Annotated in this window: 11 protein-coding genes; 7 read left to right on the plus strand and 4 right to left on the minus strand. The window is 57.2% G+C overall.

Annotated features, from left to right (window positions below; translation table 11 throughout):
• Positions 1-40: 40 nt before the first annotated feature.
• The 7 genes from cobA (at position 41) to HY868_20850 (ending at position 7,391) form a co-directional block, all read left to right on the plus strand.
• Positions 41-1,558 carry a uroporphyrinogen-III C-methyltransferase gene (gene cobA / locus HY868_20820; protein ID MBI5304590.1) on the plus strand — a complete coding sequence of 506 codons (1,518 nt, stop codon included), beginning with the start codon at positions 41-43 and terminating at the stop codon, positions 1,556-1,558.
• Positions 1,527-2,126, plus strand: coding sequence for an SRPBCC family protein (locus HY868_20825; protein MBI5304591.1), 600 nt, complete (start codon positions 1,527-1,529; stop codon positions 2,124-2,126). Before cobA ends, HY868_20825 begins: the two co-directional genes overlap by 32 nt.
• A 232-nt stretch (positions 2,127-2,358) precedes the next feature.
• A complete protein-coding gene (gene hemB / locus HY868_20830) occupies positions 2,359-3,345 on the plus strand; it encodes a porphobilinogen synthase (GenBank protein ID MBI5304592.1) in 987 nt (328 codons plus the stop codon).
• 209 nt (positions 3,346-3,554) lie between these two features.
• Complete coding sequence (locus HY868_20835; GenBank protein ID MBI5304593.1) at positions 3,555-4,475, plus strand: hypothetical protein; 921 nt, start codon at positions 3,555-3,557, stop codon at positions 4,473-4,475.
• An 82-nt stretch (positions 4,476-4,557) separates the two neighbouring features.
• Positions 4,558-5,856: a glutamate-1-semialdehyde 2,1-aminomutase gene (gene hemL, locus HY868_20840; protein MBI5304594.1), complete on the plus strand. Its 1,299-nt coding sequence runs from the start codon at positions 4,558-4,560 to the stop codon at positions 5,854-5,856.
• A gap of 49 nt (positions 5,857-5,905) precedes the next feature.
• Positions 5,906-6,556 carry a HEAT repeat domain-containing protein gene (locus tag HY868_20845; GenBank protein ID MBI5304595.1) on the plus strand — a complete coding sequence of 217 codons (651 nt, stop codon included), beginning with the start codon at positions 5,906-5,908 and terminating at the stop codon, positions 6,554-6,556.
• A complete protein-coding gene (locus tag HY868_20850; protein MBI5304596.1) occupies positions 6,543-7,391 on the plus strand; it encodes an SDR family NAD(P)-dependent oxidoreductase in 849 nt (282 codons plus the stop codon). Before HY868_20845 ends, HY868_20850 begins: the two co-directional genes overlap by 14 nt.
• An 84-nt stretch (positions 7,392-7,475) precedes the next feature.
• Here HY868_20850 and HY868_20855 read toward each other — a convergent pair whose 3' ends face one another.
• The 4 genes from HY868_20855 to HY868_20870 form a co-directional block, all read right to left on the minus strand.
• Positions 7,476-8,522, minus strand: a complete 1,047-nt coding sequence (locus tag HY868_20855; GenBank protein MBI5304597.1) for an alpha/beta fold hydrolase — start codon at positions 8,520-8,522, stop codon at positions 7,476-7,478.
• 135 nt (positions 8,523-8,657) lie between these two features.
• The gene (locus HY868_20860; GenBank protein MBI5304598.1) at positions 8,658-9,488 is read right to left on the minus strand and encodes a PIG-L family deacetylase; all 831 of its coding nucleotides are present in this window, start codon (positions 9,486-9,488) and stop codon (positions 8,658-8,660) included.
• 62 nt (positions 9,489-9,550) lie between these two features.
• Entirely contained in the window at positions 9,551-10,015 is a 465-nt protein-coding gene (locus HY868_20865; GenBank protein ID MBI5304599.1) for a GNAT family N-acetyltransferase, read from the minus strand.
• Positions 10,016-10,062: 47 nt separating this feature from the next.
• Positions 10,063-11,907: an ABC transporter ATP-binding protein gene (locus HY868_20870; protein ID MBI5304600.1), complete on the minus strand. Its 1,845-nt coding sequence runs from the start codon at positions 11,905-11,907 to the stop codon at positions 10,063-10,065.
• Positions 11,908-12,379: the final 472 nt, after the last annotated feature.

The following is a 12,379-nucleotide window of genomic DNA, read 5'->3' on the forward strand; positions in this document are numbered from 1 at the left end:
TCTCTCACTGTTCACCGTTCACTGTTCACTATTCACTACGATGAACGGTCAAGTTTATCTTATCGGCGCGGGTCCGGGCGACCCAGGTCTCATCACTGTCAAAGCGGTCGAGTGTTTGCGGCGCGCGGATGTCGTCGTGTACGACCGTCTCGTCGCGCCGGTTTTGCTCGATTACGCGCGCGCGGACGCGGAAAAAATCTACGTCGGCAAGGCGAGCAGCGATCACACTCTGCCGCAAAACGAAATCAACACCTTGCTCGTCCAAAAAGCGCGCGAAGGCAAAATCATCGCGCGGCTCAAGGGCGGCGACCTGTTCGTGTTCGGTCGCGGCGGCGAAGAGGCGCTCGCGCTCGTAGACGCTGGGATCGAATTTGAAATCGTGCCGGGCATTTCATCCGCGATTGCCGCGCCCGCCTACGCCGGCATCCCGGTCACGCATCGCGGCGTCGCAACATCGTTCACGGTCGCGACGGGGCACTTTGAGAATTCTGAATTCGAAATTCGAAATTCGGAAACGCGCATTTTTTTGATGGGCGTCGAAAACTTGGAACGGATTGTCGAATCGTTGCAAGACGATCGAGTCGCCGCGAACACACCTGCCGCGCTCGTGCGGTGGGGAACGACGACGCAACAGGAAACGCGCGTCGGTACGTTGGAGAATATTGTCGAGGTCGCGCGCGGGTTGCAGCCGCCCGCGGTACTCATCGTGGGCAATGTGGTCGCTCTGCGCGAGAAATTGCAGTGGTTTGAAGCGCGTCCATTGTTTGGCAAACGCATTCTCGTGACGCGCGCGCGCGAACAAGCGAGCGAATTTTCGCGGATGCTGCGCGACCTGGGCGCGGAGCCGATCGAGTTTCCGGTCATTCGCATCGCGCCGCTCGACGATTACCACCCACTCGACGACGCATTGACACAGCACTACGACTGGGTTATCTTTACGAGCGTGAACGGCGTCAACGCGGTGTGGCATCGCCTCGCAGCAATCGGTCGCGACGCGCGCGCGTTCGCCGGAACAAAATTGTGCGCGATCGGTCCGGCAACCGCGGAGCAACTGGCATCGCACGGACTGCGCGCCGATTTCGTCCCGCGCGACGCTTCGCGTATCGCCGAGGGCATTGTCGCCGACATCGGCGATGTGAATGGCAAACGCGTCTTGCTCCCACGCGCCGACATCGCGCGCGAAAACCTCGCGCACGATTTACGCGCGCGCGGCGCAATCGTGGACGAAGTGGTTGCGTATCGCACCGTGACGATTGACGCGAACGATCCGTCCGCGCAACACATTCGCGACCTGCTCGCCGCCGGAGAAATCGACGCGATCACTTTCACCAGTTCGTCAACCGTTCGCGGATTCTGTAGCGTCATCAAATCAGAAATCGAAAATCGAAAATTGAAAATTGTATGCATCGGTCCCATCACCGCGCAGACCGCGCGTGACCTGGGTTTGCGCGTGGATGTGACCGCGCGAGAATACATGTTAGAAGGACTGACAAGGGCATTGGTGTCCTGCTGGAAAGAAGGATGGGATGCAGACACTGGCAGTCAGCGCGAACGTTGACATTCGCGCGCCGCTCGACGAAGTATGGTCGCTCATCGCCGACCTGGACAAGCGCGTGCGTCTGTGCCCGCTCTGGGACGTGGTGCGCGTCGAGTCGCTGACGCCGGGACCACTCGGCTTGGGGAGCGCGTTTCGTTTGCACACGCGGCGACAACACCAAATTGTCGCACGCGAAAGCCGTGTCGTCGAGTTTGTGCCGGGACGACGTATCGTGCATCAGCGCGCAAATGCCCAGGTCGCGCGCACGGTGTGGAGCGTGCAGGATTGCGCGGCAGGCACGCGCTTGATGTACGAAGAAATCTTTGAGTTGAGCGACGACCTAAATCGCGATACGATTCTGCAGCCCGCGCATCAAGCGGCGCTCGAATGGCTCGCGAGTCTCAAATTGTATCTCGAATGGCGCGAGGCGCGCGTGACGCGCGCGTGGCGTTGGCTCTATGATCGTTGGCTCATCCGAATGCCAACGTCGCAACGGCGCATCGTGACGATGATTGTTTTAATGCACGTCGGAATGGCGATCAGTTTCATCGTCGCCGCGCTCGTCTGGGGCATCGCGTTGCAGCGTTAAAAAGAGCGATTGAAATCGCCTTTGCGCGGCGTTCCGCCGGGCGTCCACCTACGTGGACGCACCCTCGCCCGCCTGCGCGGGCGAGCAGCCAACGGCTCACGCGAGACAATTTCCGATTGCCACGTTCTACCAAGTCAGCATACAGAGAGCACAGAGAATTTTTCGGTTTTCCTCTGTGTCCTTTGTGCTCTCTGTGGTGAAAAACTAAAATCTGATCACAACGGTGTGAAGAATGTCCTCTCAATTTCCAACTCTCCGAATGCGACGTTTGCGCGCGAGCGCATCTCTCCGCAACCTCGTGCGCGAGACCGAACTCGACGTGCGCGATTTCATCTATCCGCTTTTCATCGCGGAAGGCACGCGCGTCCAACAAGAAATCAGCGCGATGCCGGGACAATTCCGTTGGTCGGTTGATTGCTTGCCTGGCGAAATCGAAAAAATTGCCGGGCTGGGTATTCCGGCAGTTTTGCTTTTCGGCGTGCTCGAAGCATCGTCCAAGGATGACATTGGCAGCGCATCCTGGGACGAACACGGCGTCGTGCAACAAGCGATCCGCGCGATCAAACGCGTCGCGCCGGAAATGCTCGTCATCACCGATGTGTGCCTGTGCGAGTACACCTCACACGGACATTGCGGCATCGTGCAAGACGGACGCGTGCTGAACGATCCGACGCTCGAACTGCTCGCGCGTCAAGCCGTGAGTCACGCGCGCGCGGGTGCGGACATTATCGCGCCGAGCGACATGATGGATGGACGCGTCGCCGCGATTCGCGCCGCGCTGGACCGAGATGGTTTTGCCGAGACACCGATTCTCGCGTACGCGGCGAAATTCGCGAGCGGATTTTACGGACCGTTCCGCGAGGCGGCTGGGTCAACGCCGCAGTTTGGCGACCGCCGCGCGTACCAAATGGATGCCGCGAACGCGCGCGAGGCATTGCGCGAAATTGAGAGCGACATTGCCGAGGGTGCGGACTTGGTGATGGTCAAGCCCGCGCTTGCGTACCTCGACATTCTCACGCGCGCGCGTCAACGATTCGATCTGCCGCTCGTCGCGTACAACGTGTCCGGCGAGTACTCGATGGTCAAAGCCGCGAGTGCGAACGGTTGGATTGACGAGCAACGCGTCGTGATGGAAATTCTCACGGCGATCAAACGCGCGGGCGCGGATTTGGTGATTACGTACCACGCGCCGGAGGTGGCGGAGTGGATGAAAGCGTAAATCGTAAAACGTGATGTGTGATGCGTGGTGCGTGATACGTGTACGGCATCATTACTTTCTTCAAAAGTCTGGTGCTTGGCAGAGCGTGACTGCCTATTAGGGTTATTAATTCTAGCTGTGATTGGCAGTTACTTATCTTTGGCCAGTCACTCAAATACCTTGATTCTCTGCATTTCCAATAAACTGAATCCTTGTGGAGGAATACTGACATGGAATCCGAGACAAAGAAACTGAAAAACTGGGTTGCAATCGCGGGTAGATGGGAATTCAAAGACGATTCTGCAAAGTATCTTGGGCCTGACCCTGAGGCTCCAATTAGGCACGGCATAGCATTGAGTGACGCACGCGTAAGGAGAGGTTCTATCATGACCCAAGTGCGCTTTCTCGAGAATGCAAAGGAATCCGAAGGGCGAATCATCTTCGGTTACAACGCGAAAACCACAGAGTACTTCTTGACAGGCATCGGTGGATATCGTTTTGCATTCGTGTTAGACCAGTTCATACCGGCAAGAGGTTGGTTCCCGTTTGCCGCGGTTGGAAGCAGCGAGAACTTCACTCCGAATGCAAACTTCCAAATTGAAGCCAAGCTTTTTGGACAAAGAGCCAGCCTGATTGTGGATGGCATCAAAGTAATTGAACGCAATTTGCCCACACCCTTAGGGAGCGATCAGGTTGGTCTATTTGCTGTGGGACCTGGGCCAGTGGAATTTACATCCACTCAAGTCACAGCAGATTCGCCAAAGGCATTTGTTGTCATGCAATTTGGGGAGCCCTACGATGCTTTGTATACAGACGTTATCCAACCTGTCGTAAATGAAAAGAAACTAGAAGCTTTCAGAGCAGATGACGTCTATAAACCAGGAATTATTTTGCAGGATATCATCAGTTCTATTACGGAATCGGAAATCATAATTGCTGAGATTACACCCCCTAATCCCAATGTATTCTATGAGCTCGGCTACTCCCATGCAATGAAGAAGAGTACAATTCTCCTTGCTGAACGGGGAAAGCCGCTTCCATTTGATGTGAGCGGCTTCCGCGTCATCTTCTACGATAACACAATCAAAGGCAAGAAGGACGTGGAAGAAAATCTACGAAGACACCTTGCTAGTGTCCTTCAGGATATTTAACCCAACGACACTGCTGTTGCTCCCGCATACATGCCGCAGAATTTACGATACACGTTTTCCGTTTCACTCAACACGGATACCAATGAATACAACCCACTCTCAACAACTCTTTTCCCGCGCGCAACAACTCTTGCCCGGTGGCGTGGATTCGCCGGTGCGCGCGTTTCGCGCGGTCGGTGGTCAGCCGCTGTTCATCGAACGCGGTCAAGGCGCGTACCTGTACGACGTTGACGGCAATCGTTTCATTGATTACGTCCTCTCGTGGGGTCCGCTGATCCTGGGTCACGCGCATCCGCGCATCGTCGCCGCGCTCGCGGATGCGGCAACGCGCGGCACGAGTTTCGGCGCACCCAGCCCACTCGAAATAGAACTCGCGGAATTAATTCAGCAGTTCATGCCCAACATCGAGATGATTCGCTTTGTCAATTCCGGCACCGAAGCGACGATGACCGCACTGCGCCTCGCGCGCGCATTCACTGGACGCAACAAGATCATCAAATTCGAAGGATGCTATCACGGTCACGCAGATATGCTGCTCGTCCAAGCCGGCTCCGGCGTCGCCACGCTGGGTCTGCCCGATTCGCCCGGCGTGCCAGCCGCGACCGTTGCGGATACGCTCGTCGCACCGTACAACGATGTGAACGCAGTCGCGCAACTCTTTGAAAAATATCCGCGCGAGATCGCGGCGGTGATCGTCGAACCCGTCGCCGGAAATATGGGCGTTGTGCCGCCCGCACCGCCGGGGTTTTTGCCGGGGCTGCGTTCGCTCACGCAAGCGTACGGCGCGCTGTTGATCTTCGACGAGGTGATGACCGGCTGGCGCGTGCATCGCGGCGGCGCGCAAACGCTCTACAACATCAAGCCGGACTTGACGACGCTCGGCAAAGTGATTGGCGGTGGCTTGCCGGTCGGCGCGTACGGTGGACGCCGCGACGTGATGCAAATGGTCGCGCCGGCGGGACCGATGTACCAAGCCGGGACGCTCGCGGGAAATCCGCTCGCGATGACGGCGGGGATTGAAACGCTGAAGGAATTGCAGAACCAGGAAATCTGGGAAATGATGGAAATGCGCGCGGCGAAACTGGTTGCTGGGTTGAGCGCGGCGGCGGAAGCGGCGCGCGTGCAAGTCGTGACGAATCGCGTGGGCACAATGTTCACAACCTTTTTTGCGGATGAGCCAATCACGAACTGGGCAAGCGCGAAAAAATCGGATACGCAAAAATTCGGCACGTACTTTCGCGCGATGCTCGAACGCGGTGTGTACCTCGCGCCGTCGCAATTCGAAGCTGGGTTTCTCTCGACCGCGCACGGCGACGCGGAGATTGGTGCGACAGTGCGCGCGGCGGAACAAGCACTGCAAAGGATGAGGGATGAAGGATGAAGGATGAAAAAATCCCGCCTTCATCCTTCATCCATCATCCTTGACGCTGATGTTACGAAATTATCTTGAACATCGCGACTATACCACAATCACCCAACTCGCCGCGACAAACAAGCGCGTGTTGAGCGAACTGATCGCGTTGACACTCGACGCGGATGAGGTGATCGGCTGGCGAGCGGTCAAGGCATTGGGTCTCGCGAGCGCGGTCGTCGCGGAGCACGATGCGGAATTCGTGCGCGGCATTTTACGCCGCTTGATGTGGACGATGAACGACGAATCGGGAAGCATCGGCTGGCGCGCGCCGCAAGCGATGGGCGCGATCATCGCGCAACGTCCGCACACCTTCGCCGAATTCATCACGATTGTCATTTCGTTATTCGATGTCGAAGAGATACATTTTTATCCAGGCATCTTGTGGGCAATCGGTCACATCGCGGAACGCGACCCAGGACGCGTGCGGTTCGCGTTGCCCGTCGTTCTGAATTTTTTGTGCGATGCGTCGCCGCAGACGCGCGGCATGGCGGTCTGGTGCGCGGGACAATTGCGTGATGCAACCGCGATACCGGCATTACAGAATTTGTATGACGACTTGACGCGCGTGTGCGTATTCGTTGACGACGAGATGCGCGAGTATTCGATCGGCGACCTGGCTCGCGACGCGTTAGCGCGATTGGACGAGGTGACTCATGGCAAGGATTGATCTGCGCGACAAGGTGGTGATCGTCACGGGCGCGTCCGACGGCATCGGCGCGATGACCGCGCGCGAATTTGCCAACGCGGGATCGCGGGTCGTGCTCGCCGCGCGATCCGAAAAGGCATTGCACCGCCTCGCAGACGAACTGGGCACGCCGCGCGCGCTCGCGGTCTACACCGACATGACCGACACGGTCAGCGTCGAGCGGATGATCGAGCGCGCGATCAATCATTTCGGGCAGGTGGACATTCTCGTGAACAACGCGGGCGTCGGCTATTTCGCGCCCTTGTCCGAGGTCGCGCTCGACAAAGCGTACCAGGTGTTCGACGTGAATTTTTTCGGACCGCTCGCCGCGATTCAAAAACTCGTGCCGCATTGGAGCGCGCGCGGCGATGGTCACGTCATCAACATTCTCACGTGCGCCGGGCGTTTGCCGATTCCGTTTCAAGGCGTGTACGGCGCGAGCAAAGCCGCGTTCATCGTGTTGACCGACACGCTCCGCATCGAACTCGCGCGCAAAAAAATCGCGGTGACCGGCGTGTACCCTGGCACGGTCAACACGCAATTCGAAAAGCACGCGTTGTACGACGGCGAAATCAGAACGATGTGCCCGATTGAAACCGGGTGCGGCGTGCCGCCCGAAGGCATCGCGCGCGGCATCGTCGCCGCGGCGCGCAAACGCCCGCGCGATGTGTGGTTCAGTTGGCAAGGTCGCCGCTATGTCGTCACCGGCTTTTTCTTACCGCAATGGCTCGACGCGCGTATGAAAGAGGTTCGCAACGCAATGGATCCGCCGCCGCCTAACGGGAATGTGATTGACGAATTGCTCAAGCCGCGCTAGATCAATCCGCGCCGGCTCTTGATCGCGAAAAAAAAAGAACGCGGGCAAACGCCGCGTTCTTTTTTTCGCGTTTCGCAACGCGCTTTACACCTGTACGAGATTACGGTCGAAAAATCCGGTGATGTATCGCTCGAATCCCACGGGATCGGCGGCGAGCAACCCCTTGTGCTTGGCATTCGGAATCAGGAACAATCCCTTCGGTCCTTGCGCCGCGTCGTACAAACGACGACTGTTGTCCGCGGCAATCGTGCTATCTTGCGCGCCATGCACGAATAAAATCGGTCGCGTGATGCGGGCGACATCGTCAATTGGACGCACTTGTTTGATTCGCAAACCGGTCCACTGCTCGCCCAGCCAGATGATGAGCGGTGCGAACGGAAACGCCGGCAACCCCGTTTTGGCGACCAATCCCCGCGCGACATTTTCTTCGATGCTTGTGTACGAACTCTCGACGACAATCGCTTTCACCTGCGGCATACGTACCGCCGCGCGCAACACTGCCGCGCCGCCCATCGAATAGCCCACCAAACCGATGCGTTCGACATTCACCTCTGGACGCGTCAACAAGTACTTGACCGCGCCGGACACGTCGTCCGCTTCGCGATAACCGAGCGTCGAGATCGTCCCGGCGCTCGCGCCATGATTTCGCAAATCGAACAAGAGCGCACCGTACCCGCGCGCGATCATCACCGCGGCTTGCGTTAAAAGTTCGCCGCGATTGCCGCCCAAGCCGTGCACGTACACGAGCGTCGCGCCGTTGCTTCGCGAATCGGGCGGGATAAACCAACCACTCAACTCAACCCCGTCGGTCGCGAAAAAACGGACGTCTTGCCAATCGTCAATGTCTAAATCCGTCGGCGTGAATTCAGATCGAGTGCGCCGCGGACGCACAAGCGGAAACGTCGCGAGGAGAGGAACTGCGACGAAAACGCTCGCGAGCGCGAACGACGCAAGCGTGAGGTAGGGCGAACGCGCTAACGCAAGCCAAAATAGCGAGCCTAACAATCCCAAGCCAACGCAAGCGACGAACAATGCCCACAGCTTTTTCAGCAGATTCAAATGCAGGTCTGCCAAATGGAGGAGCGTTGCTCGATACACTTGTCCAGAGTAGCGGTTGCCCAGGATTGTCATACCTAACTTTCTATACGGTCATGAACCGAGACCGGTTTTATTACATCCTCACAACCTACGTACAATCTATAGATAAAAAAACACCACCAAAAAATACAGTCGGCGGTGTCTCTTGCAAATTTCTAATACGAACGATCAAACGCCATCGAATAAATCGCGCTCGACCAAATTGGGCGGCGCGTCCGGAATCGCGCGCATAAATGTCTCCTCGCTCGCGAACAAACGTTGGAAGACGCGCGCGAGCGTGCCGCCCATGCTCGGTATTTGACTCGAATGGCAAGCGGTCGCGCGCTGCTTTTGCCCGAGCACGTCGCCGATGGGCACGCGTGCGTGAACCGGATAGTCCACCTCCACAAGCGATTCCAAATCAATGTCGCGATTCTTGCCGAAATGTTTTGGATCGCGCCCGATGAGTTTGAGCACGCGCACCGCGAGCCGCAAAAACCCGCGCGGGAAAACGGAATAGTACAGTTTCTGCGGCGCGTGCGGCGGCAGATCGTCAATCTCGATTTCGGGATCGCGTGCGAGTTTGAACGCGGCGACGGTCGCCTTGTGAATCGCGATGTGATCGGGATGGCGATAGCCGCCAATCGGATCGAACGTGACGACGACGTTCGGTTTGAGTCGGCGGATGGACGCGGCGACCTTGCGCGCGACCTCGTCCATCGGCGCGGCGACGAGCGAATCCGGATGTTGATTGTCCGGCGAGCCAGGCATCCCCGAATCGCGATAGCCAAGAAAACTCACCGAGTCCAGACCCAGGATGTTCACCGCGCATTGCAATTCGTCCGTCCGCATTTCCGCGACAGAGCGAAAACCCTTCAAGTCCGGCGGCGCTTCGCCGACTTCGCCGCGCGTCGCGCAGATGAGATGCGTACTGACGCCCTGTCGCGCGTAATGCGCGAGCGTACCACCGGCAGACAATTCGTCGTCGGGGTGAGCGTAAACGGCAAGCAATGTTTGCATAGATTATCATTCTGGGACGCGGATGAACGCGGATAAACGCGGATTTTATTTTTTATCCGTGTTCATCCGTGTTTATCCGCGTCCAAATTTTCCGGCTCTCGCATCATCACGATGATTCGCACTCCGCGTCGCAGCAACGGGATCAAAATATTCGCGATCCAAATGATACGGCGAAAGTACGGCGGCATTTCGGCGCGTTCGATTTTGCGAAAACCGAAACGCGTGTAGAACGATTCGAGTTGCCCGCGGCACGTGAGATACACGGTTCTCTTTTCTTGCGCGAGCAATTGCTCGATGATTTTGCGCGCGATGCCTTGCCCTTGCCGCGCCGGAATCACCGCGATGGACGCGATTTCGCGTGAGCCATCGCCGTGCGGTTTGATCTGACCGACGCCGATGATCTCATCCTTTTCTTCCGCGACAAGAAACCGATGCCAGTCGAGTGCCATCGGGTTGATGTCCGCGTCGCGAATGATGCGCGTGATGATCGGTTGATCCGATTGAGTGGCAGGACGAAATTGAATCATAAACTATAGGATGAAGGATGAAACATTCATCCCTCATCCTTCATCCTTCATCCTTTATCCGCGAACGCCATCGTGTACAACTCAAAGTACGCCCCGCGCTTGAGCAACAACTCGGCGTGCGTGCCTGCTTCGACGATGCGTCCTTTTTCGATGACGACGATTTTATCCGCGCGCGTGATCGTCGAGAGGCGGTGCGCGATGACGAACGACGTACGGTCCTTGAGCAAGCGTTCGAGCGCGGTTTGAATCACGCGCTCGGTTTGCGTGTCCACCGATGAGGTCGCTTCGTCGAGAACCAGGATGCGCGGATCGGCGAGCAGTGCGCGCGCGAACGAAATCAACTGGCGTTGACCGCCGGATAAAATCGCGCCGCCTTCGCCGACGAGCGTATCGTACCCCTTATCCAAGTTCATAATGAACTCGTGCGCGCCAACCGCTTGCGCCGCTTCGACCACTTTATCTTCCGGTGCATCAAGCGCGCCGTACCCGATGTTCTCCTTGATCGTGCCGCTGAACAAGAACGGGTCTTGGAGCACGACGCCCATTTGTCGCCGCAACGAGTCTTGGGTAACCGAGCGAATGTCCATCCCGTCAATCATCAGCGCGCCGTCCGTCACATCGTAAAAGCGACTGACGAGTTTGACGAGCGTGGACTTGCCCGCGCCGGTTTCGCCGACGAGCGCAATCGTTTGTCCCGCCGCGACGCGCAGATTGATCTGTTCGAGAATCGGCGCGGGATCGTCCGAATAGTGAAAGCCGACGTTGACAAAATCCACATCGCCGCGAATCGTCGGCAGTTCGGACGCGTTCGGCGCGTCCTTGACTTCGACGGGCGTATCGAGCAGTTCAAAGATGCGCTCGGACGATGCCATCGCGGCTTGGAAATTATTGTAGCGTTGCGCGAGATCGCGAATCGGGTTGAAGAAACGATCAATGTACAGAGCGAACGCGACAAGCGTGCCCGCCGTGAACGGCGCGCTCCCCGCGAGTCCCACGCCGCCCAGCACCGCGATGCCGCCGACGTACATCACCAAGCCAAGCGCGACACTGCCGAGGAAATCCACCGTCGGGAAAAATACGGAAATCGTCAACGCGGCGATGTTCGTCGCGCTCAAGTGGTTGCCGTTCACTTCGCGCGCGAACACCTCATAGTTGTAATCCTCGCGCGAGAACGATTGCACGACGCGCACGCCGACGATGTTTTCGTTCAGCACCGCGTTCACCCAGCCCACCGCCGAGCGCACGCGGCGATAATTTTCGCGCGCGCGTCGCCGGAAAATTTCGGTCGCGATGCCCATCAACGGCAGGACGAGGAACGAGAGAAGCGTCAGTTGCCAGTTGAGCGCGAACATCGCGAGCAGTGTGCCAAACAGGTCGAAGAAATCGCGCGCGACCGCGATGACCGCCCACGTGATCAACTCGCGCAGGACGCCGACATCGTTGATGACGCGCGAGATGAGACGACCGACCGCATAGCGGCTAAAGAATCCGAGCGAGAGCGATTGCAGGTGCGCGAACAATTCGCGGCGCAGATCGTAAATGATGCTCTGCCCGGTGACCGCCATCGTGCGGACGCGAAAGTACGTGCCGATCCAGAACGCGACGGACGCGAGCAAGTACAAGCCGACCGCTTGTTGGAGCACGCCGACGTTCCCTGCCGCGATCCCATCATCAAGCGCGACCTTGATGAGGTACGGTCCCGCGATGTACGCGCTCATCGCAAAAAGCATCCACGCAAGCGCGACGACAAGTTGCCACTTGTACGGGATCAAGTACTTGACCAGTCGCCGCGCAAGTTTCGGATCGTACGCCTTGCCGATGATGCTGTCTTCGTCCGGACGCGCGGGGACGGAAATGGGTTTTGGTTTTTGAGTTGCGGTTGATACAGTCATAGTTGGTTAGCTGAATAGTTGGGTAGTTGGGTGGTTAGGTGGTTGGATGCTTAGGTGCGTTCAATTACTTCGTAGCCCAACTGTGACAATGCGGTTTTTAGTTTGCGATAATTGAATGTCCAGAAAAAAATGATCTGTGGATTCATGATTTTAGTTGTCTTGATAATTATCCCTTCGTTAAGAATTACAGATATTTTTTTGATTGAGGCAATATCTTGACGACGAAGAGTATATTCAGATTGCCCAACAAAATGATTGATTCGAAATTGAACATTTTCGGAGGTCACTCGCAGGTAACAAAGGGCCAGGTTACACACCCGCCAGTCGGAAAAAACGCAAAAGCGCAAAACTCGCTTTGTCATCCTGAGCGAAGCGAAGGATCGCTCAAGCAACTGGCGAGATTCTTCGTCGCTTGTTTGAATTCACTTGGTTGCGTGTTTTCAAGAGCCGCTCCTCAGAATGACAAAAAGTG

Source organism: Chloroflexota bacterium (assembly GCA_016219275.1).
Lineage (GTDB): Bacteria > Chloroflexota > Anaerolineae > UBA4142 > UBA4142 > JACRBM01.